Source organism: Shewanella acanthi, assembly GCF_019457475.1.
Taxonomy (GTDB): Bacteria; Pseudomonadota; Gammaproteobacteria; order Enterobacterales; family Shewanellaceae; genus Shewanella; species Shewanella acanthi.
On record NZ_CP080413.1, the window covers coordinates 3,550,234 to 3,571,736 of the forward strand.

The following is a 21,503-nucleotide window of genomic DNA, read 5'->3' on the forward strand; positions in this document are numbered from 1 at the left end:
TTACAGAATATTTCCGATAATCAATGCCTCATAGGAGGAAATTTTCACTTATTACGCATTAATTTCGGCCAAATTCGCCAAAAAGTTTTGTCCCTAAGGACTTTAGTCGAAAAAAGCATCACAGCAAGTTTTAATTCCGTGCAAACCTAAGGTCTAAGCCCGTGGCTACGCTAATTTAGCTCATTCTTTTGTACTACAAGGTCAATACCACTTTACCCCTATGTTCACCCGAAGCTAAAAGCGCATGCGCCTTAGGGGCGTCGCATAAGGGATAGGTTGCAAAAATATGGGGCACAATTTGTTGGCTATCAAGCAGTGGCCATACGGTCTCTTTTAATTGCTGAGCGATTGCCGCTTTAGCTTCAACGCTCTGGGGTCTTAAGGTTGAGCCAGTCCACACTATGCGTTTTGCCATCAACAATAGGATATTCAGTTCAGCCTTTGGACTGCGTTGGGTCGACACCGATACCATACGACCATCAACGGCAAGTGCTTTCAAGTTCTGGTTGATAAAATCACCACCAGCAATATCGAATACCACCTCCACCCCCTTGCCTTGAGTAAAATTCATCACCTCTTCGACAAAATTTTGGGTGTTGTAATTCACCACTAAATCGGCACCTAAGCTTTGGCAGTACTCCCGCTTTTCATCTTGTCCCGTGGTGGTTATCACCTTGGCACCTAAACGATTCGCCAGGGCAATTGCCGTACTACCAATGCCACCAGAGCCACCGTGAATTAACACTGTCTCGCCCGCTTTGAGCCCCGCACGCATAAAAAGGTTACCCCAAACGGTAAAGAAGGTTTCGGGTAAGGCGGCCGCTTGAGTCGCACTAAAACCCTGTGGGATAGGTAAACAGTGGGCCGCGTAGGTAAGAGTGTATTCGCCATAGCCACCGCCTGGTGTTAGCGCACAGACCTTATCGCCCAATTGCCACTGGGTCACACCTTCGCCTATGGCACAAATCTCACCTGCAACCTCAAGGCCAATAATCGGTGATGCGCCAGCTGGCGGTGGATAGGCGCCGGCTCGCTGCTTAAGATCGGGGCCATTCACCCCCGCTGCCGCGACCCGAATCAACACTTGGCCAGCACCAACCTCAGGTAAGGGTGAGCGCGATAACTGCATCACCTCAGGCCCGCCGGGCTGTTCAACTGCGATATGGGCATAATCATGGGGTAACGCTGACATACATGCTCCTCAAATCCCTGAAATCTTATCCGAATCGAACCATAGGTTAGATTCACTCATAAGTGCTAATGCGTGTTTTATCCCAGTAAAACGTGGTCGACAAGATAAATTTGCCTGCATGGTTTGTGCCGCCAGCCCGCTGAGCTTTTCAAAACATTCGGGATCTGCAGCCCTATCAACAAAAGCGAGGAGATCGTCAATCAAGCAACCTAATGCCCTGACTTCAATAGACTCCATTGCCAATCGCTCGCTATCTGAGAGTTTTGCCAAATTAGAAGCAGCGCCAAAATCCCCAAATAACAATCTGTTATCTTTATCAATCATCATATTGTGGGCATAGACATCACCATGGCTAATGTGCTTTGCGTGCATATGCGCCATAGCATCGGCGAGTTGCAGGGCAATCTTAATCACCGCATCGAAGCTAAAATGGCTACCTTCTTTGAAGGTATCGCGGGTACAGCTAACAAGGGATGGAGGCAAACCTAAGTTACTAAATCCGTTGGGGATCAACTCCATCACTAACCCCAACTGCTCGGGCTCACTGATATGGGCTAATACCTTAATTAAATTAGGGTGCATGCCAGTAGTGAGACAGCAATCTAATTCATCGGCGGGATAGCCATCACTGGTCACCTCCCCCTTAAAGAGTTTGACCGCAATCGCGGTTGTCTTCGTGTTTTGAATCAACTGATGGTTAATCCAATCACCTCGATAGATAATGCCCGATGCGCCTTCGCCCAGCTTTTCACCTAGGGAAATGTCACTAAGGGTAACGTTTAGTACGCCTTTCACATCAGCATGGAGATCATTTAAGGTATGACTGAAGGGATTACCGGCAAAGGCCAACCAGCTCAGTTTTGGTAGTTGCAACAACCAGTTTGGCAATGCATCGAGGGCATTGGCCGAAAGGCGAACCAGCTCTAAATTGCGACAGTTCGCCATCGTCTCGGGCAACGAAGTTAACCGATTTCCCGCCAAGGCGAGTTTCTGAAGTCGGTGCAGTTGCCCCAAGGTGTCGGGCAGTTCACTAATGCAATTATCGGTGAGTATCAACCAGCGGGTTTGTTGCGGTAATGAAGATGCTGGCACTCGGCTGATTTGATTCGCTTTAAAGCCAATCATTTCAAGTGCAGGGCATTGCCCAAGTACCGCTGGTAGGGTGTCGAAGCGGTTATTTGAAGCAAACAGAATCTTTAAACGCTTCAATCGCGCAAAGTCATCGGGAAGCGAATCTAATTGGTTATTGGAGAGATCGAGGATCTCCAAGGTATCCGCTAACTCAAAAATCTCCCGAGGAAATTCCACTAAATTTTCAACTAATTGTAGGCTAGTGACCCCTAATAACTCACCGGCCTTTAACTGCGCTAATGTCTGCACTCTATAATCCGTAACGAAGAAAAATCAGCGCTATGGTAGCCGATCCGCCATAATTTCCAAATGTGACCTAGGCTGCCAAATCAGTCTTGGAGCTATCCTTAAAACAGAAAACAGATTAGCATGTGCGAAATTATCGACGGCTAAGTTACTTTTTTTACAGGACAATCATGCGGAAAACCTTTCGCCATCCCCATGCTTTTGCTGCGCTTTTGCTGACACTGCTGGCGGCCCATTTGGGCGGCTGTGCAACTTCTGCAGCACAACCATCACAGGCAGAGTTTGATGCCGTGACACCTGCAATCGACACCGACCATAACTCAGCACAGGAGCATAATTCCCCGTTAGAGGAAGTTGTGCACGAGCAATACAGCGATGTGTGGGAAAAAATCCAGCACGCCAATACAATAGATGTGCACGATGACGCCGAAGTTCGTAAACAGCGTAACTTTTTCGATGATAAACAAAAATTTATGACTCAAGTAGCGCAACGTGCCGAGCCATTTTTATACTATATTGTCAGCCAGTTAGAAGCGCGAAATATGCCGCTGGAACTGGCATTACTCCCCATCGTCGAAAGCGGTTATAACCCGCTAGCACAGGCTAATGGCCCTGCTGGATTGTGGCAAATGATCCCAAGCACTGGTCGTAATTTTGGCCTCACCATCAATGCTGCCTACGATGGCCGCAAAGATGCTTTAGCTTCGACGGACGCAGTGCTCGACTACCTACAGCATCTCTACAACACTTTAGGCAAGGATTGGATTAATGCGGTTGCCGGCTATAACAGTGGCGAACTAGTGATTAAAGCCGCAATCGATCGCAACAAAGCCAAGGGTAAACCAACAGATTTTTGGTCATTAAATATCCCAGCGCGCCAAGTTCAAACCGTACCTAAATGGCTAGCATTTATCCAAATTATTCGCTCGCCAAATCATTACAACCTTAAAGTCATGCCTATTGCCAACCGCCCCTTCCTCGAGCGCCTACCAGCTCCTAACGGGGTTGAAATAGGCCAGATTGCAAGTGCTGCTGGACTCAGTAAGGCGGAATTTAAAACCTATAACCCAGGATTCCGGCAAAACATCATTCCAGGTAAAGGGAAATACAAGATTGCTTTACCCATTGAGAATATTGGCCAATATCAAGAAAATCAGCATCAACTAGCGAAAGCCAAGCACTACGATAGTCAAAGCTACATCGTAAAATCCGGTGACAGCCTAGGCTCGATTGCGGCGAAATTTGATATTTCGGTTAAGGAACTCAAGCAGGCAAACAACCTCACCTCGGATAGGATTAAAATTGGTCAGGAACTGACCCTATTAATGCCAATGGGAACAGAGGCGGAGCAGCACAGCGCATCGGCAAAATCTAACACGAACGCCAGCAGCTCTAAGAATACCAAGGAACCGACGGTTAAGCAGACTGAGAATTTTACGGTTAAAGCGAGTACCTATAAGGTGAAATCCGGCGACTCGCTGGATAAAATCGCCCGTAAAAATAAAGTCAAACTGGCTGACTTAATGAAGTGGAATAACCTGAACGCTAAGAGCGTTATCAAGCCGGGCCAAGAGTTAAAACTGTCTGAATAATCTAATGTTGATTAACAAAAAGCACTGCCAAGGCAGTGCTTTTTTATTGGTAATGATTCATTCCAATGGCTTCACCACTTAGCCCATGATTTAAAATACAGCCAACAAAAATCCAGTATTGAACCAATAAAAAACCCAGCATTACTGCTGGGTTCATCGATGTTTTGTGCCTTAACAGTGCTTAAATTGACATATTTAAGACTTGCAGGTTCTAGAACGGGATATCGTCATCCCAACCGTCATCTAAATCTGGAGTGAAGTTTTGCTGTGGCTGCGGGGCAGGACGCTGCGCAGGAGCTGCTGGCGCTTGGTAAGCAGGTGCTGCTGCCTGAGGTTTAGGCGCATAACCACCTTGCTGTGGCTGAGCATGAGACTGCGCAGCCTGTTGCTGTTGACCATAGCTTTGCTGAGCTGGTGCATACTGGTTTTGCGCTGGCGCTTGATATGCAGGCGCTTGCTGCTGAGCTGGCGCGTATTGGTTTTGCGCTGGCGCAGTCTGAGCAGGAGCAGACTGATAGCCAGAGTTTTGTGGCATGCCACCCATTGGAGCACCTTGGCCTTGGCCTTGAGCACGGCCGCCGAGCATTTGCATGCTACCACCTTGATCTACCACGATTTCAGTGGTGTAACGATCTTGACCGCTTTGATCCTTCCATTTACGGGTTTGCAGTTTGCCTTCTAAGTAAACTTGCGAACCTTTACGTAAATATTCGCCAGTAATTTCCGCCAACTTACCGAATAGAACCACACGGTGCCACTCTGTACGCTCCTGCTGTTGACCCTGTTGGTCTTTCCACGATTCGCTGGTTGCAACTGTGATGTTCGCAACAGCGTTACCGTTTGGCATGTAACGCACTTCTGGATCTTGTCCCAAATTGCCAACCAAAATTACCTTGTTAACACCACGACTGGCCATTGAAATCTCCTGCGATTCTTTAAATATTTTATAAATTCAGTATGTTGTTTATAAATGATGCCTTAACGGAAATCCATATCCCCATTACAGCTCGGCAATTTCACCTATTAATGAGCAGAGCCTAACACAGCTCGTGCTTCTCTTAAATCGAAATGCTCGTCAACTTTTAAGTAGGCCACTTTCTCATCGAGTACCACTATGGCTTCGACCACGCCCATCAGCTGTGATAGCTGTGCTGCCATATCCCGCGCATGGGTTTTATCTTTCACCGCCGCCTCTAGGGTGTAACTCTTAAGCAGCACAGGGTTTTTCATGCCGATGGTTAGCATCAACCACACCAACATTAATCCAAATGCCACCATAAACACCCCTACCGCGCCGAGTAATTGGTAGGCACCGCCACCGAGCATACCACCACAAAATGCCCCTAAAAATTGGCTGGTCGAATACACGCCCATAGCTGAACCCTTTTCACCCACGGGGCAAAACTTAGCAATCAAACTCGGTAGGGATGCTTCTAGGTAGTTAAACCCAGTAAAAAACAGCACCACCGCAATACTCAAGACCCAAAGGTTTTGGGAAAAAGCAGCCATAGTGGCCAGCGCCACCATCATGATCATCAGGGCGATTTGGAACATTCCCTTAGTATTTTTACGCTTAACACCAATGATGATAAGCGGCACCATCAAAAAGAACGCCCCCACAAAGGCTGGGAAATACAGCATCCAGTGTTTTTCTTTCACAAGCCCTGCATCGACTAAATCGAGTGGCATCGCAACAAATACGGCTGTCAGCACCAAATGTAGAATAAAAATTCCCGCATCAAGTCTAAATAACTGCGGATCCATCAACATACGCTTAAGTTTGGCTGGCGCAGCTAAGGTATCGCCCTTGGGCGCGTGGGAGATGGGATTTGGCACTAAAAAATGCACAATCAGCATACCAAGAATTGCTAAGCCCGCCGTCATTAAAAATAATCCTGACAACCCTAAATGCTGAGCCACAATCGGCCCCACCAGCAACGACAACGCAAAGGATGCACCAATGCACATGCCAATAATCGCCATCACTTTAGTGCGCTGCTCATCACGGGTGAGATCCGCAGCTAAGGCAAGCACCGCTGCGGCAATTGCGCCCATGCCCTGAATGGCACGGCCAAGTACCACACCATAAATACTGTCAGCACTAGCCGCAATTAAACTACCGATTGCGAACAGGACTAAACCACCGAGGATAACGGGTTTACGGCCGTATTTATCGGATAAAATCCCCATAGGGATCTGTAAAACGGCTTGTGTTAGGCCGTAGGCGCCAATGGCAATACCGACCCATAGGGGAGAAAAGCCCTGAAGATGCTGACCGTAAAGAGCAAAGACGGGCATGATCATAAACAGGCCCATCATACGTAAACCAAATACGCTGGCTAAAGAAAACGCGACTTTTTTCTCAGTCCCCGAAAGACCGTTGCTTCCCATGTTTCTGCCTTGGATTGAATTCTTTTTAGGGGGGCGATGTTATCACACCCTAAAGCGTTTGCTCAAAAGGAAATGCCGCTTGGAAGCGGCTCGAATTTTTAGGATTATTTTCAACAAATACAGTCGCTCACATCTTTATAACCTAATGAAAAGCTATTTATTTTTAAGTGATATTTAAGCTCTATCAGCGCGAAATACTCAGTGGGTTAACCGTTCATTTAAGGAAAAGATGCTGTCTACTATATTAATCTTTCTTAATTCTTATCGCTTGCCAAAGTACATCAATAGCTTCTGATAATCTAACCGCATGAGTGCACTACCCAAATCGCTTATTTGCATTTATATAAGCACTAAACTCAGCCAAGGATCTGTGCGATACTTAAAGCCATTTTCTTAAACGCATAAGACTTGAGCGATAGATGGATAAGATTGAAATACGCGGCGCACGGACCCACAATCTCAAAAATATCAACCTGACTATCCCAAGGGATAAGTTGATTGTTATCACAGGGTTATCGGGTTCGGGTAAATCCTCCTTAGCATTTGATACCTTATATGCCGAAGGCCAACGACGTTACGTCGAATCCCTTTCCGCCTATGCGCGCCAATTCTTAAGCCTGATGGAAAAGCCCGATGTCGACCATATCGAGGGCTTAAGCCCAGCGATTTCCATCGAGCAGAAATCGACTTCCCATAACCCGCGTTCAACCGTGGGCACCATTACCGAAATTTACGACTACCTGCGCCTACTGTTTGCCCGTGTCGGTGAGCCGCGCTGCCCAACCCACGGCCAGCCACTCGCCGCGCAAACCATCAGTCAGATGGTAGATAAAGTGCTTGAGATGCCAGAAGACAGCCGCCTGATGCTGCTAGCGCCAGTCGTTAATGGTCGAAAGGGTGAACACGTTAAATTACTAGAGGGCTTATCGGCGCAGGGCTATATCCGCGCCCGTATCGATGGCGAAGTGTGCGACCTAAGCGATCCACCAACGTTAGACCTACACGTTAAGCACACCATCGAAGTGGTCGTCGACCGTTTTAAAGTGCGCAGCGATATCCAGCAGCGTCTGGCCGAATCCTTTGAAACCGCGCTCGAACTCTCGGGCGGGATTGCGGTTGTCGCCAGTATGGATGAAGGTGCAACCGAAGAACTGGTGTTCTCCGCAAACTTTGCCTGTCCACACTGCGGCTATTCGATGGCAGAGCTCGAGCCACGGATTTTCTCCTTTAACAACCCGGCCGGCGCCTGCCCGACCTGTGATGGTTTAGGGGTACAGCAATTTTTCGACCCAGAGCGCGTCATCACTAACCCCGAATTGTCCTTAGCAGGCGGCGCGATCCGCGGCTGGGATAGACGCAACTTCTATTACTTCCAAATGCTCACTTCGCTGGCCGAGCATTATAAGTTCGATGTCGAAGTACCTTTCGAACAACTGACCGATAAAGTCAGAAAGATTGTCCTCTACGGCTCAGGCAACGACAGCATTGCCTTTAAATACATTAATGACCGTGGCGATGTGGTGGTGCGTAATCACCCCTTCGAAGGCATTTTAAATAATATGGACAGACGCTACCGCGAAACCGAGAGTAACTCGGTGCGCGAAGAGCTGGCCAAATTTATCAACACCCAGGCCTGCCAAAGCTGCGGCGGTTCACGTCTGCGCGAAGAGGCCCGTAACGTATTTATTGGCGATCTCAACCTGCCAAAACTCACGATGTGGTCGATTGGCGAAGCATTAGCGTACTTCGAGAAACTCGAGTTTAGCGGCCAAAGGGCGCAGATCGCCGAGAAGGTACTCAAAGAAGTTCGCGATCGCTTAGGGTTCCTCGTGAATGTCGGCCTTAACTATTTAAGTCTGTCACGCTCCGCCGAAACCCTGTCGGGCGGAGAAGCGCAGCGTATTCGCCTCGCCAGCCAAATCGGCGCGGGACTGGTTGGGGTAATGTACGTACTGGATGAGCCGTCCATTGGTTTGCACCAGCGGGATAACGAGCGATTATTGCAAACCCTTATCCACCTGCGGGATTTAGGAAATACCGTGATTGTGGTTGAGCACGACGAAGATGCGATTCGTATCGCCGACCATATTGTGGATATTGGCCCTGGCGCTGGCGTCCACGGCGGTGAAGTAATATGCGACGGCCCGCTAGAGAAAATCGTTGCCTGCGACGAGTCGGTTACAGGGCAATATATTTCGGGTAGACGCAATATCCATATCAGTACGCCGCGTACACCCTTCGATCCTAAGCAAGTGATTGAACTCTTTGGTGCCCGTGGCAATAACCTGCGCAATGTAGACTTAACCGTACCCGTAGGCTTATTTACCTGTGTGACAGGCGTGTCTGGCTCGGGTAAATCGACGCTGATTAACGACACTTTCTTCAAGATTGCCCATAAGCTATTGAACGGCGCCACCGTCGATGAGCCTGCGCCCTACGATAAGATTGTTGGCATGGAGCAATGCGATAAAGTGGTCGATATCGACCAGAGTCCGATTGGCCGCACACCGCGCTCAAACCCTGCAACCTACACGGGTATCTTTACCCCCATCCGCGAAATCTTTGCCGGAACGCAGGAATCCCGCACCCGCGGCTATCAGGTTGGTCGCTTCTCCTTTAACGTTAAGGGCGGTCGCTGCGAAGCCTGTCAGGGCGATGGATTAATTAAAGTAGAAATGCACTTCCTGCCCGATGTCTATGTGCCCTGCGATGCCTGTAAGGGCAAACGCTACAACCGCGAGACCTTAGAGGTGCGCTATAAGGGCAAGAACATCCACGAAGTACTGCAGATGACGGTTGAAGATGCGCGGGAGTTTTTCGACGCTGTGCCAGCGATTGCCCGTAAACTCCAAACCCTGATGGACGTGGGTTTATCCTACGTTCGCTTAGGTCAAAGCGCGACCACACTCTCGGGTGGTGAAGCGCAAAGGGTGAAGCTCGCGAAGGAACTCTCCAAGCGCGACACGGGTAAGACCTTGTATATCTTAGATGAGCCGACAACGGGTCTGCACTTTGCCGATATCCAATTACTGCTCGATGTACTCCATCGCCTCAAATCCCACGGCAATACTATCGTGGTGATTGAGCATAACTTAGACGTGATTAAAACCGCAGACTGGATTATCGACCTAGGCCCTGAGGGCGGCGCTGGCGGCGGCACTATCCTAGCAACGGGTACGCCGGATGAAGTAGCGCAGCATCCAACCTCACACACGGCGCGCTTCCTAAAGCCGCTGCTCGAACGGGATGCCCTTTTAGCGGCAAAGAAATAACCCAAACGCCGGAATAAACAAACCTAAAAGCGCCAAGTTGAACAACTTGGCGCTTTTTTTAACCTTAATGTTTAGTCTTTTAAGTACGGTCAGGTTTAAAGTGTATTTAAACAAACAGGAAATATGACCTTGACCTAAATGACTACCGAGCAGATTTCGCATTCCCTGTTAGGCTTTGAATATCGACAGCTGCAAAAAAACAAATAAGCAGATGAGCTTTTCAAACCGTTATGGCAATCAGGCATATGATGCAAAAGTGGGTTAAGGCAAACAATGGCTTATCATGGCGGGGGAAACAAACACAGCCCCGATGCCAATGGCTAACACTGATTTTGCTCAGCCTGATGATAAACGGCTGCGCCACAGACACCACCTTTAGCTGTGCTCCAAGTAACCTACAACTTAATTGGGCCTCCCCAGCCGAACTAGAGCAAACGGTAAGGCGGTTAAGCTCGGATGAATTTGCTGGCCGTCAAACTGAAACCCCAGGCGCTGCATTAACCCGCGACTATTTAAATCATCGCTTTACCGATATTGGACTGACTCCTTGGGGCGATTCTTTTATTGTTCCCTTTGAGTATCAAACCGGATTTAACAAGGCGGTCGGTGCAAATGTCGTTGGGATTGCGAAAGCCAAAGAGCCAACCAATGCGTGGCGTATAGTCGTCGCCCACTACGATCATTTGGGCCAAAGTGGACGCAGGATTTTCCACGGCGCCGATGACAATGCCTCTGGCGTATCAGCCATGATCGCCATTGCAACGCAGTGGCAACAACTGCTTTCTAGATCACCTGATAGCTTGCCTAAGGTGAATATGATGTTTGTCGCCACCGATGCCGAGGAAACCGGACTCTACGGCAGCAGCGCGTTAGTTGAGCAGCTGCAGCAAAGGATGCCGCAGGCGCAAATTCAACTGATGCTCAATTTAGATATGGTGGGGCACCCAAGCTTCCCATATGTAGTGTATCTTGAGGGCAGTAAAAAATTTTCCCACTACGGCGAGTTTCGCAATCAACTGAGCGCCAATAATCATCTGTGTATTAAGTTAAGTCATCCTAGACCGGTCGGAAGAAGTATTCAAAATATCGACTGGTTAAGGGCATCGGATCATTATCCCTTCCACAAAGCACAGATCCCTTGGTTGTATTTTGGTGTGCCAACCCATGCTCAATACCACACCCCTGAAGATACGGCCGATACCCTAGATTATCGCTTCCTAGCAGCAGTGGCCGAATCGGCCCTCGAACTACTCAAACTAAATAGTGAATTACTCAAAAATTGATTAACTGGCGCGTTTCTTGCTCAGTTTTATTGAAAAAAGCACCATAAACAGTGCATTTATACTTGTCTTCACATGGTAAAGTGGCTGACATGCTGCTATAATCTGGCGTTTTCGGTGCGGGAAATCGACACGGGGTTGATTTTCTGTCTGTGAAACTTAAGCGTCAATTCGGGCGCATCCACAAGGCTACAACCCAATGTCATCCAGTGAAAGAACTTTCCGTGAACTCGGCTTGTCCGAGAATTTGTTGCGTGCTCTTGACGAGCTAGGTTACGAAAACCCAACGCCAATCCAATCAGCCAGTATTGATCCATTAATGGCTGGCAAAGATATTTTAGGTCAGGCACAAACAGGTACAGGTAAAACTGGCGCCTTCGCTCTGCCCCTACTCAACAAAGTGACCAGCCAAGCTGTTCCACAAATCCTCGTATTAGCGCCAACCCGCGAATTAGCGGTGCAAGTTGCTGAAGCATTCAGCAGCTACGCGAAATTTATGAAAGGTTTCCATGTACTGCCAATCTATGGCGGTCAAAGCATGCACCAGCAATTAAACGCCCTCAAGCGTGGTCCACAGGTTATCGTGGGGACACCAGGCCGTGTTATGGACCATATGCGCCGTGGCACCTTAAAGCTGGAAACCCTGCAAGCCCTCGTTCTAGACGAAGCCGACGAAATGTTAAAGATGGGCTTTATCGACGATATCGAGTGGATTCTGGAACACACACCTGAACAACGTCAACTTGCCCTGTTCTCGGCCACTATGCCAGAGCAAATTAAGCGCGTTGCCAACAAGCATTTAAAAGATGCGACTAACATCAGCATCGCTGCGAGCCACACTACCGTTGACTCTATCGAGCAACGTTTCGTGCAAGTGTCTCAGCACAACAAATTAGAAGCCTTAGTTCGCGTATTAGAAGTTGAAAATACCGAAGGTATCATCATCTTCGTTCGTACCCGTAACTCATGTGTTGAATTGGCTGAAAAACTCGAAGCCCGTGGCTATGCCTCATCACCACTACACGGTGATATGAACCAACAAGCCCGTGAGCGTGCGGTTGAACAGCTGAAAAGCGGCAAGTTAGACATTCTGATCGCAACCGACGTTGCGGCCCGTGGTCTAGACGTTGAGCGTATCGGCCACGTAGTGAACTACGATATCCCTTACGATACTGAAGCATACGTTCACCGTATCGGTCGTACAGGCCGTGCTGGCCGTACCGGTATGGCAATTCTGTTCGTGACTAGCCGTGAAATGCGTATGCTGCGCACCATCGAGCGCGCGACTAACAGTCGTATTTCGCCAATGAAAGTACCAAGCCCAGAGACAGTTGCAGAACGTCGTCTGTCACGTCTAGGCGAGCAATTAGCGCAAACCATGACTCAAGATTTAGAGTTCATGCGTGAGGCGGTTGCCCAGTTATGCCAACAACTCGAAGTCGATACTGATCTGTTGGCTGCTGCCCTGCTGCACCAAGTACAACAAGAGCGTCCACTGCAGTTACCTGCAATCCAAGAGCGTACCCGTGATGAGCGCAGCGAGCGTGCAGACCGTGGCGATCGCACTGAGCGTGGTGAACGTCGTGGTCGTGAATCACGCCCAATGCCAGCCAGCCTTGGCAGCGCAGAAGCATTAAAAGACAACCCAGATCTGAAGATGTGCCGTTACGTTATCGACGTGGGTCGTGACAATGGCGTAGGTGTAGGCAATATCGTCGGCGCTATCGCAAACGAAGCTAACATCGACAGCCGTTACATCGGTGCTATCCAGTTATACGACGCAGTAACCACAGTTGACCTGCCAGACGGCATGCCAAAAGAAGTACTGCAACACCTGAAGAAAGTTCGCGTTTGCGGCAAGCCACTGAACATCCGTGAAGCGGGCGATCAGGTATTCGTAGACTCTGGCCGCGGCGCACGCAGCGACCGTCGCCCACGTGGCGATCGTCCAATGGGCGACCGTAAACCACGCGGTGACCGTCCAATGGGCGATCGTAAGCCTCGCAGTGACAGACCTGCGGGTGAGCGCAAGCCACGTAAACCACGCGAAGAGTAATCGCTCGGTTTAACAGCAAAAAGGAGCCTAGTGCTCCTTTTTTGTTAGTGAAATTTGTTACCTAAAATTAATGCCTCAATCAACCTGTTTAAAGCATCAATCAACTAAAATCCTGCCGCTCATTCCTGACAGCTAAATATGATTTCACTTGCGATAGGACTAAAACCTAGATTAGTGTCGCCCTTATGCCTTTTAAAACGTTGAAGTTTGTCGATGAAAAAAGCCCTTAGCGCCGCCCTGCTCTCCGCCCTTGTCGCACCCGGTTGCGGCCATTATTACCTTAAGCACAAACGCACCGCGTTAGTGTTTTTCGTTTTAGCCATTTTAAGCCTTGGGATGTTATTAGCGGATGTACATGAAGTTGCGCAGCGTATTGCCATAGATATTCAAAACGGCACCATTCCAATGGATACCAATGCCATTATGAATGAGGTAACAGCGCAAACCCATTCGAGCATGATCAATTCCAAGGGCAGTATGTATGGCTTTATTCTCTGTTGGCTCGTCGCTGTACTAGACAGCTTTAGATTAGGGTTCAAGCAGGACAAACAGGATGCGAAGGCGGCAAAATAAACCGCCTCAAAAAAGCATTTTGGGAGTTAACCCTCTTCGCTCCAAACCTCAATAAAGCTTAGATAATTTGCAATCAACATATCGGCGTCCTTGGCATAATCAGGGACTGTCTCAGGGCAATAGAGGGCGCAGCGACTGCCAGCATTCTGCGCCGTTTGCAGATCAAACAGATAATCCCCGACATAGAGAATTTCCGCAGGCGTAAGCTGCCACTGCTCGCAAATAAGATGAATGCCCTGCGGATGGGGCTTAGGCTCGGCATCGTAACGGGTGAGTACGAGGGGAATATCAATCCCAAGTTTATCGATAGTGATCTTTGCCGCTTCGGGCATGTTGCGGGTCAAAATCGCCAGCGGCATATCTTTTGCCTTTAAAAAGGCGATAAGTGCCTGTGCTCCTTCAATCCAACTTGCTTGCCTTGAGCTTTCAATTTCATAGTCGTGGACAATTTCCAGCGCCTGCATCTTGGCCATAGTGGTCTCTAAACTATGAATATGCTCCAAAATGTCCACACCCGAGGCAATACCAAGGGCGGCTCTTAATCCCTTAAAATCGGGATTAGAGTGGGCAAGCGTACCGTCGAGGTCAAATATCACCCCGCGAATACCACTTAGTTTGATATCGGTTAAACGACTAACCACTGAAAGCTCCTTTAAGGCACTAAAACCTACGCGGGTTGTAAGCGCTTTTCGCGCCTTAAGCGGTACATAGGCAGTAACTGTACCACCATTACCGAGGCGATAATGATGCCAATTCCGGTTAAGGATAGAGCATCTAAGGCATCGGCATGGAACACGCCTGGCCACCAACCGATAGCAATCACTAGCGCAGTGGCGGTAAAGCTAAATACCGGCGTTAAGGCTAACATGGCACTCACCTGTGCCGTCGGCCAATATTTCACAGCCTGACCGAAACAGCCATAGGCAATTAGGGTATTGGCGGCACAAAAGATAGCCACCTGCCAATCGCTCGAATTCATCTTGGCAAAGTGACTAAAGTCGCTAAAGGGCGCCATTGCCGCGATGCCAAGCCCATAGATGACCAGCAACACATTGGCGGGTGATAGGCGGTTTATCAGTGACTTTTGTAATAAGGCATAGGTTGTCCAAGACAGAGCGGAGAACTGCACTATCATCACGCCAAGCCAAATTTGCTGATGGTTGGACGCCGATAAATCTAAATAGGGATGGAAAAACATCAACATGCCTAAGGCAAGGGTCGCAAAACAAGTGAGCTGCACCGCATTCAAGCGCTCCTTAAAAAACAGCACACCGCCAAAGGCTAAAAAGAACGGCGAGGTCTGAAAATTGAGCTGCGCCGCCCCAGGGGCTAAATAATCGAGGGAATAGACGAAGGACACATAGTTAAGCATCAAAAAGAGACCCGCGAGGCCCAATCTCAACCAAGCCTTAGCATTAAGACCTGCAAATTGCTTAAGACTGCCCGCACTCCACTGCACAATAAGGCTCACCACAAAGGCGACGAGGAATCGAAACCAAGTCAGGGTCACAGGGTCGATAAAACTGCCCGATAATTTGAGCGCGATGGGGAGGATACCCCAAAACACCACCGCGACTGAAATAAACATCAATCCCAGTTGGGCAGGATTAAACGCCGAGGCGCTTGGCTGATTGTGTTCCACAAAAACGTCCACTGATACTGCAAAAGGAGCGTCATTCTGGCACTCAGTCGAGCCAAGATCCAGACTTCGATAGATTAATAATGCTGTGACCACGGATACTTTAGCTGACACTTATAAGGTTCAAAAATGTCTGCCCCTAAAATATGATTAAGCCAGTGGAAAACGCTATATTATGCCATCGCAAGTTCAAACTTCCCTATTGCCCAATTTAGGATGACTCATGTCAGTTGTAGAGAATCACCAACAAACTCCCCAGATTTTGCAAGCCGCCACAGAACTCGCCCATAGACGGAGCTTTGGTATCACAGGGCCATTATTAGATGAAACACTAAGACCGCAGAATTTTGAGCAAGCCTTTGTCATTCAACAAGCCATTGCAGAACAGTTTAAGACTGAGCAAAACAATCCTATTCAGGGCTGGAAGTGCCTTATCCAAACGGCGGAAAAAAAGGTTGTTGCACCTATTTATCGAAAGGATATTTACCAGCAAGGTATGAATAGCGAGAGCAGTTGCCCGCTGTATGCATCGGATAAGGGGCTCGCTCGGGTAGAACCTGAACTTGCCTTTGCTATCGCAGAGCCACTCCTTCCTCGCCAACAAGCCTATAGCGAAGCTGAAATTGATGCCGCCTTGGGCAATACCCATCTCGCACTCGAACTGATTAAAAGCCGCTACGAAAACCCAAGTGAGGCCAACCATTTCGATGCCCTCGCCGATGGCTTAGTCAATCAGGGTCTGTGGATTGGCCCCGTTTTAGCGGCGCCAAAAGGCACAAGCTTGGACAATTTTGAGCTTAAAGTCGAAATAGCAGGTGCAGGACCGCTAATAAAGCAAGGCGTACACCCTAACGGCTCCCCAAAGGCTGGGCTTTACTGGCTGGTTAACTTTCTATCTTCACAGGGCATTGCCCTGATGCCGGAGCAATTTGTTATAACCGGCTCCTACGCAGGCGTTATCGATTTACCCTTCGATACACCATGTCAGTTGCAATACGGTGAATTGGGGCAATTTAGCCTGAGCTTTACCCGTAAATAAGCCATCTAACGCTATTTAACCTCATAAAACAGCCCATCCTCATTAAGTGATGGGCTTTGTTTTTCTGTCTCTTTATCAACCTGTTCAGCCCACACTTTTTGCAATCGCGCTAGGCAGTTCTGGCAGATACAGGCGCTATATTCCATGGGCAGGATCTGTCTTAGCTTGAGTGCCTGTAACTTTGTTTGTAGCTCAGATAAGGGAGGAAATGCCTTTGTCGCACACCAACAGTCGCTAATCTCACCGCCCAAGATGACCGCGCATTGATTTAAGCCTTGGCACAGTGGGCAGGTTTGTGCTTGGTTTAGATTGGCATTCTCGAACGCTTGGGACATATCCCCACCTTTAACTTTTTACGCTTAACGAGAGCAGATGCTACCGTGATGATAAGTTTGTCTTATATCGTTGAAATTTCACATGTAAACAAAAAGGCTAGGAAGGAGATCACCTTGCTAGCCTTTTATCCTGTGAGCAGGTATTAACGAACCTATCACCCTCTTACATTACCCATTAGGATTTTTTAGGGAACACTGGATAGGCCGCTGTACCTAGCACTTTTCCATCGACCTCGACGCCGTAGTAGTCATTGTCATTATGGTATTTGTCCTGTGCCTGTTTCACATCCCCCTTATTGCGGGGATCCTGTGGTCGCTCATGGGAGTTAATATATGCAGCCACATCCCAGGCTTGCTGATTACTGAGCTGAATACTCTTAGCGAAGGGCATGTTTTCATAGATAAAATATGCCGCAGTGTTAATACGGTGCATACCTGCGCCCCAGTTATAGCTCATCGGCCCCCAAAGCGGCGGCAACGAATACACTCCCGCTATCGCCTGCCCCTGACCATCGGCGCCATGGCATGCTTGGCAATGGGCTGTATACACAGCCTTTCCACGCTCGGGGGAATAAGCCAATTCCGGCTTAGGTATTTCAGGATAACCACGGCCCGGCAATTTAGCCCGTTGCTCAACGGTCAAAGCACTAGCTAATGCCTGTGGCAGCGGGAAGTCTTCCCTTTTAGCTCCCTTCACCAATTCTGCATCACTTAGTTCTGGAACGGGATCATGCATGTTAGTTGCATCCATTAGCCCCCCCATCCCTAACCAATAGGCATAGGCAGAAAGCGCCACTAACTCTGGACTGCCCGCAGCAGGCGCCTTGCCGTTCATCGAATAGTTAAAGCAGCCCTGCACCCTTTCTTCAAAGGTATTCACCTTATCGTCTTTTTTGCGATAGGCAGGATAGGCGAAGTAGGCGCCCCAAAGTGGCGATGCATTGGCTTTACGGCCGGCATCCATATGGCAATTAGCACAGTTAAGCTCGTTACCTACGTACTTATCCCTGAGCTGCTGGGTATTTACAAATAACTGATAACCCAGTCGCACCTTATCGCCGAAGGCGCCTTCGGGGATCGCGCTTAAAGGCCTTGGTGTCAGGTAAGTTTGAGCATCACTTTTAGGCGACGAGACTAACGCAGCCTGTCTATCGGGTAAGTCTTTATTGGTTTCACTTGCCGTTGTCGCAAGCGCTGGGACAGTAAAAGCTCCCAAGGCCGCCAAGATAAATATTGCAGAAGATTTCATGGCTGGCCCCTTATTTTAAATTGGCAAAGTAGTGAGCTAAGGCATCGATTTCGGCTGTGGTTAGCTTATTGGCAACATTGGCCATCATGCCATCCACATCGCCCTTACGGGTACCCGCCTGCCAAGCTAATAACTGTGTCTTGAGATAACTGGCTTGTTGCCCTGCTAGACGAGGGAATTGTCCGCCACCGATCCCCGAAGGTCCATGGCAAGTCACACAGGCCGGAATATCTCGGGACCAATCGCCCTGATAGGCCAATCGCGCCGTTTCATTATCAAAACTAACCTGCTCGCCACGGATAACTGGCTTAACATCGTTCTTGAGTGATTGGCTTGAAAAATAGCTGGCGACAGTTTCGATAGCATCCCCTTGCAGGGTCATCGCCATCGGCATCATGGTCGCATTTTGGCGAATACCTGTTTGAAAATGCTTCAGTTGGCTTGAAATATAATCCTTGGAAAGTCCAGCCAAGCGGGGGCCGAGAGGCTCAATGCCCTCTCCTTGCGTACCATGGCAGGCCACACAAAGTTGAGCGGCTTGGGGAAGTTCTGGATTGGCAATGGCTTCAGATATCATCGCACAACCGCTGATTAGCGTTATGCATGTGACCAATAAATTGAGTTTATTATTCATTATCTATCCTTGAACGGAATTTACTCTAAATGAGTAGTTGCAAGATAGGTTGTTAGTTATACGGCCAAAGGTTTAGCCCACGCTAAACCGTATAGCGCGTAACTTACTCCCAGAGAGCAAATTCGACAAGCATTAAATAAATCTAATAAAGAAACTTCTAATAACCAAATCTCGTAGATTCAAATCGATTGAGTAATTTATGGATGAAATAACACAGTGCGAGCGTGCCAACAATCGCGACCAAGACACTAGTGACACGGTAAAGCGCGCTGTATATCAAATCGTTCGTTGGGGTAAGGTATTGGCCGAAGAGAATACCTAGGGTCGTCATAGCGCCAAAGCCAACCCCAGACCCCGTTGCTTCCTTCACATGCGCTTGGGCAAATAACATCAAGCCAATCCACAACAAGGGCACAACTAATACTAAAAGCGTCGACCAATCGTAGAGCAATAACTGCACTAATACGCCAAATGCCACCCCAAGTAGGGTTCCTATGGCTCGTTTTCGGGCATAGTCGAGGGCGCCATTCCAATGCATGGGAAACAGCAGCAACAATGTTGTTGCCTGGGCCGACATCGAGTCCTGCAGGTCGAATATCTGGAAAACTAAGAAAGACACAGTGGCAATACTGGCACCGAGCAGCGCTTCATGGCGCATTCTGTTGGGAGCCTTTGGGCCCGGTTTAGGCGGAACCCTAGGTTCTACATCCGGCCACATAAACGTCATCAGGTAGGCAATACACACTGAGACAAACATTGCCCAAATATTGCTAACAATCAGTTCATTGAGGTCAGTACTTGGGTAGCTAGCAAAATGCAGCATAATACTTAAGCTAAGCACGCCAGTTGCGCCAAACAGAAACAAACTGCCACGGGACATGGCCGCAAAACGATACAAAAACAACACAAACACTAACGGCGTCATTAAGCCCGGATGGCTGCCAAAAAAACCGCCCAACAGGCCGACTTCCAATCCTGCCATCACAGCTGACGCCACCAGTTGCCGCGCAGCATGGGCGCTCATTACAGGCACTAAGCCCAGCAATAACATGGGCATCACAGTGAAAAACACCCCGTAGTTCCAGCCAAAAACTTTACACAGGGTAAATCCTAAGGTACCGCCAGTGGCGATACGCAGGCATTGGCGAACATCGTTGTGAGTTAAGGGACTATGGCGTAATAACATGCGATGGCCTGTTTCAATAAATCAATTTAAAGCGTTAATAAATTGAAGACATTAATAAATATAGTGCAGCAGACTAATGAATTTGATCTGCACCTTCGCCAGCATGCTCAACAGGCCATTTTCAGGCAGCAGCTGCACTGTGGCGCGGGCACCCGCGGGTAGGCCAGATAGTTCACTATCATCCAAACTTAAGTGCAATCTTAAGCGTTGGGCATCACGCACCCAACGGTCAGATTCCTGCGGTGCAGCAAGACGACCATTAGCGTCAAACTGACCAGCACTCACCCCCGCATCGACACTGCTCACTTGGGCGCGATACAAGCGCCCTGGTTCACCATCGAAGGCAACCAGTGCAGGAGCGGCTGACTCAACCCCACGCAGGGATTTTTCACGGAAATCAGCAATCACATCGAGCTTTTCAGATACCAGTGCCAGTAACGGCTGACCTACTGCAGCAAAGCTACCCACTTCTAATTGCAGGTTAGTCACCACACCGTCCTGATCGGCACGTATTTGGGTATAGGAAAGATTTAACTCAGCTTGCTCTAAAGCATTTTTAGCTTGGCGTACCCTGAGGTTACTTTCACCAAAATGACCACGACTGACCCGCAACTTTTCAAGGCGTGCATTTGCAGCTAATAAGTTAGCCTCGGCAGCTGCTGCATCACTATCAGCTTGATCCTTTTGCTGCTGGGATACGCCATTAGTGGCATAGAGCGCATCCAATCGTTTCGCTTCACGCTGTTTTTGCTTTGCTGTGGTTGCACTGCCATTTACATCGGCTTGGGCTGCAATGATTGAAGCATCGAGCTCAGCGTTATCCTGACGTACCTGCTCCAGCGCCAGTTTGGCCTGGGATACCGCTAATTCGTAAGGTGCAGGATCCACTTGAAACAAAAGATCGCCCTTACCCACCACTTGGTTATTGGTCACAGCGATGGTTTGGATCTTACCGCTTATTTGTGGGGTAACCTTAGTCACCACACGCGTTACCATGGCCTGTGGTGTTAAAGGCATCAACGCATCCGCAAAAATAAAATAGCCAAAAACCAGTGCAAAACCGACCATGGCGATTTTAACAAGGCGGGCAAACTGTTGATCCGGTGTCATCTTTTTCTCACTCAAGCATATCTGTTGTTTTAGCCAACTTGGCTAAGGCATTGTCACTAATCAGGCTAATGAGACGTTCGAACTCACTGAGTTCATCGGCGCTTACTCCATTGAGGAGTTCGCCACGAACTTTGATGATCCGCGTCTCCATTAACTTCAATACTTCTTTTCCCGCTGGGGTTAACGACACGATTCGAGCGCGTTTATCGGTTTGGCAGCAATGGCGCTCGACCAAGCCTTGCTCCTCTAACTGCCCTAACGTGCGCATAAGAGACGCAAGCTCAATCTCAAGCGCGTCCGCCAGCACCTTTTGGCTGACGTTATCGCCAAGGCGTAATAGTTTCCACAGCGCTGTCCAGCGAGGATGAGTCAGGCCGAGGGGGATTAATTCCATATCGGCAACCGTGCGCCACAATCGATGCAATCGCCCAAGCTGTTCAGCAAGGGATAATTCCTTTAACCGCTCTAATTCGTTGTTCATCTTGGGCACTCATTTACTTAGCGTGCTAACCATTATACTTAGTTAGCACGCTAAGTAAATACCCGATAAAGTCGAATTGGCTGCAATAAAGAAAAAA

18 protein-coding genes are annotated in these 21,503 nt (G+C 48.7%); 6 read left to right on the top strand and 12 right to left on the bottom strand.

Annotated features, from left to right (window positions below; all coding sequences use genetic code 11):
- Nucleotides 1-193: 193 nt before the first annotated feature.
- Nucleotides 194-1,192: an NAD(P)H-quinone oxidoreductase gene (locus tag K0H61_RS15185; protein WP_220050320.1), complete on the bottom strand. Its 999-nt coding sequence runs from the start codon at nucleotides 1,190-1,192 to the stop codon at nucleotides 194-196.
- A 9-nt stretch (nucleotides 1,193-1,201) separates the two neighbouring features.
- Nucleotides 1,202-2,572, bottom strand: coding sequence for a leucine-rich repeat-containing protein kinase family protein (locus K0H61_RS15190; protein WP_220050321.1), 1,371 nt, complete (start codon nucleotides 2,570-2,572; stop codon nucleotides 1,202-1,204).
- 167 nt (nucleotides 2,573-2,739) lie between these two features.
- On the opposite strand from K0H61_RS15190, the gene K0H61_RS15195 reads away from it, so the two are divergent.
- A complete protein-coding gene (locus tag K0H61_RS15195; RefSeq protein ID WP_220050322.1) occupies nucleotides 2,740-4,161 on the top strand; it encodes a LysM peptidoglycan-binding domain-containing protein in 1,422 nt (473 codons plus the stop codon).
- A 211-nt stretch (nucleotides 4,162-4,372) separates the two neighbouring features.
- On the opposite strand, the gene ssb is transcribed toward K0H61_RS15195, so the two are convergent.
- Both ssb and K0H61_RS15205 read right to left on the bottom strand, forming a co-directional pair.
- A complete protein-coding gene (ssb, locus tag K0H61_RS15200; RefSeq protein ID WP_220050323.1) occupies nucleotides 4,373-5,077 on the bottom strand; it encodes a single-stranded DNA-binding protein in 705 nt (234 codons plus the stop codon).
- A gap of 107 nt (nucleotides 5,078-5,184) precedes the next feature.
- A complete protein-coding gene (locus K0H61_RS15205) occupies nucleotides 5,185-6,552 on the bottom strand; it encodes an MFS transporter (RefSeq protein WP_220050324.1) in 1,368 nt (455 codons plus the stop codon).
- Between the two features lie 419 nt (nucleotides 6,553-6,971).
- On the opposite strand from K0H61_RS15205, the gene uvrA reads away from it, so the two are divergent.
- The 4 genes from uvrA to K0H61_RS15225 all read left to right on the top strand — a co-directional run bounded on the left by uvrA (nucleotide 6,972) and on the right by K0H61_RS15225 (nucleotide 13,733).
- Nucleotides 6,972-9,824, top strand: coding sequence for an excinuclease ABC subunit UvrA (gene uvrA / locus K0H61_RS15210; protein WP_220050325.1), 2,853 nt, complete (start codon nucleotides 6,972-6,974; stop codon nucleotides 9,822-9,824).
- A gap of 230 nt (nucleotides 9,825-10,054) precedes the next feature.
- A complete protein-coding gene (locus K0H61_RS15215; protein ID WP_434086592.1) occupies nucleotides 10,055-11,107 on the top strand; it encodes a M28 family peptidase in 1,053 nt (350 codons plus the stop codon).
- A gap of 196 nt (nucleotides 11,108-11,303) precedes the next feature.
- Nucleotides 11,304-13,160, top strand: a complete 1,857-nt coding sequence (locus K0H61_RS15220; RefSeq protein WP_220050326.1) for a DEAD/DEAH box helicase — start codon at nucleotides 11,304-11,306, stop codon at nucleotides 13,158-13,160.
- 213 nt (nucleotides 13,161-13,373) lie between these two features.
- The gene (locus tag K0H61_RS15225; protein ID WP_220050327.1) at nucleotides 13,374-13,733 is read left to right on the top strand and encodes a hypothetical protein; all 360 of its coding nucleotides are present in this window, start codon (nucleotides 13,374-13,376) and stop codon (nucleotides 13,731-13,733) included.
- A 26-nt stretch (nucleotides 13,734-13,759) separates the two neighbouring features.
- On the opposite strand, the gene K0H61_RS15230 is transcribed toward K0H61_RS15225, so the two are convergent.
- Both K0H61_RS15230 and K0H61_RS15235 read right to left on the bottom strand, forming a co-directional pair.
- Nucleotides 13,760-14,374, bottom strand: coding sequence for an HAD family hydrolase (locus tag K0H61_RS15230; RefSeq protein ID WP_220050328.1), 615 nt, complete (start codon nucleotides 14,372-14,374; stop codon nucleotides 13,760-13,762).
- Nucleotides 14,375-14,400: 26 nt separating this feature from the next.
- Nucleotides 14,401-15,321, bottom strand: coding sequence for a DMT family transporter (locus K0H61_RS15235; RefSeq protein WP_220052760.1), 921 nt, complete (start codon nucleotides 15,319-15,321; stop codon nucleotides 14,401-14,403).
- 274 nt (nucleotides 15,322-15,595) lie between these two features.
- Between K0H61_RS15235 and K0H61_RS15240 the strand changes: the two genes are divergently transcribed.
- The gene (locus K0H61_RS15240; RefSeq protein WP_220050329.1) at nucleotides 15,596-16,411 is read left to right on the top strand and encodes a hydratase; all 816 of its coding nucleotides are present in this window, start codon (nucleotides 15,596-15,598) and stop codon (nucleotides 16,409-16,411) included.
- Between the two features lie 11 nt (nucleotides 16,412-16,422).
- Here the strand turns inward: K0H61_RS15240 and K0H61_RS15245 are convergent, their stop codons facing one another.
- The 6 genes from K0H61_RS15245 to slyA all read right to left on the bottom strand — a co-directional run bounded on the left by K0H61_RS15245 (nucleotide 16,423) and on the right by slyA (nucleotide 21,406).
- Nucleotides 16,423-16,746, bottom strand: a complete 324-nt coding sequence (locus K0H61_RS15245; protein ID WP_220050330.1) for a cysteine-rich CWC family protein — start codon at nucleotides 16,744-16,746, stop codon at nucleotides 16,423-16,425.
- 175 nt (nucleotides 16,747-16,921) lie between these two features.
- Nucleotides 16,922-17,995: a c-type cytochrome gene (locus K0H61_RS15250; RefSeq protein WP_220050331.1), complete on the bottom strand. Its 1,074-nt coding sequence runs from the start codon at nucleotides 17,993-17,995 to the stop codon at nucleotides 16,922-16,924.
- A gap of 10 nt (nucleotides 17,996-18,005) precedes the next feature.
- Nucleotides 18,006-18,629, bottom strand: a complete 624-nt coding sequence (locus K0H61_RS15255) for a c-type cytochrome (RefSeq protein ID WP_220050332.1) — start codon at nucleotides 18,627-18,629, stop codon at nucleotides 18,006-18,008.
- Between the two features lie 157 nt (nucleotides 18,630-18,786).
- A complete protein-coding gene (locus tag K0H61_RS15260) occupies nucleotides 18,787-19,815 on the bottom strand; it encodes a DUF2955 domain-containing protein (protein ID WP_220050333.1) in 1,029 nt (342 codons plus the stop codon).
- Nucleotides 19,816-19,866: 51 nt separating this feature from the next.
- Complete coding sequence (locus K0H61_RS15265) at nucleotides 19,867-20,925, bottom strand: HlyD family secretion protein (RefSeq protein WP_220050334.1); 1,059 nt, start codon at nucleotides 20,923-20,925, stop codon at nucleotides 19,867-19,869.
- Nucleotides 20,926-20,932: 7 nt separating this feature from the next.
- Nucleotides 20,933-21,406 (bottom strand): transcriptional regulator SlyA, encoded by a 474-nt coding sequence (gene slyA, locus K0H61_RS15270; RefSeq protein WP_220050335.1) that lies wholly within the window; start codon nucleotides 21,404-21,406, stop codon nucleotides 20,933-20,935.
- Between the last annotated feature and the right edge of the window lie 97 nt (nucleotides 21,407-21,503).

Excerpts from the sequence above, each read along its gene's own strand:
- ssb (WP_220050323.1), bottom strand. The coding sequence starts at position 5,077 with ATGGCCAGTCGTGGTGTTAACAAGGTAATTTTGGTTGGCAATTTGGGA.
- K0H61_RS15185 (WP_220050320.1), bottom strand. The coding sequence starts at position 1,192 with ATGTCAGCGTTACCCCATGATTATGCCCATATCGCAGTTGAACAGCCC.
- K0H61_RS15220 (WP_220050326.1), top strand. The coding sequence starts at position 11,304 with ATGTCATCCAGTGAAAGAACTTTCCGTGAACTCGGCTTGTCCGAGAAT.
- K0H61_RS15240 (WP_220050329.1), top strand. The coding sequence starts at position 15,596 with ATGTCAGTTGTAGAGAATCACCAACAAACTCCCCAGATTTTGCAAGCC.
- uvrA (WP_220050325.1), top strand. The coding sequence starts at position 6,972 with ATGGATAAGATTGAAATACGCGGCGCACGGACCCACAATCTCAAAAAT.
- K0H61_RS15250 (WP_220050331.1), bottom strand. The coding sequence starts at position 17,995 with ATGAAATCTTCTGCAATATTTATCTTGGCGGCCTTGGGAGCTTTTACT.
- K0H61_RS15265 (WP_220050334.1), bottom strand. The coding sequence starts at position 20,925 with ATGACACCGGATCAACAGTTTGCCCGCCTTGTTAAAATCGCCATGGTC.
- K0H61_RS15225 (WP_220050327.1), top strand. The coding sequence starts at position 13,374 with ATGAAAAAAGCCCTTAGCGCCGCCCTGCTCTCCGCCCTTGTCGCACCC.
- K0H61_RS15195 (WP_220050322.1), top strand. The coding sequence starts at position 2,740 with ATGCGGAAAACCTTTCGCCATCCCCATGCTTTTGCTGCGCTTTTGCTG.
- K0H61_RS15235 (WP_220052760.1), bottom strand. The coding sequence starts at position 15,321 with ATGTTTATTTCAGTCGCGGTGGTGTTTTGGGGTATCCTCCCCATCGCG.
- slyA (WP_220050335.1), bottom strand. The coding sequence starts at position 21,406 with ATGAACAACGAATTAGAGCGGTTAAAGGAATTATCCCTTGCTGAACAG.
- K0H61_RS15245 (WP_220050330.1), bottom strand. The coding sequence starts at position 16,746 with ATGTCCCAAGCGTTCGAGAATGCCAATCTAAACCAAGCACAAACCTGC.
- K0H61_RS15260 (WP_220050333.1), bottom strand. The coding sequence starts at position 19,815 with ATGTTATTACGCCATAGTCCCTTAACTCACAACGATGTTCGCCAATGC.
- K0H61_RS15215 (WP_434086592.1), top strand. The coding sequence starts at position 10,055 with ATGGCAATCAGGCATATGATGCAAAAGTGGGTTAAGGCAAACAATGGC.
- K0H61_RS15255 (WP_220050332.1), bottom strand. The coding sequence starts at position 18,629 with ATGAATAATAAACTCAATTTATTGGTCACATGCATAACGCTAATCAGC.
- K0H61_RS15205 (WP_220050324.1), bottom strand. The coding sequence starts at position 6,552 with ATGGGAAGCAACGGTCTTTCGGGGACTGAGAAAAAAGTCGCGTTTTCT.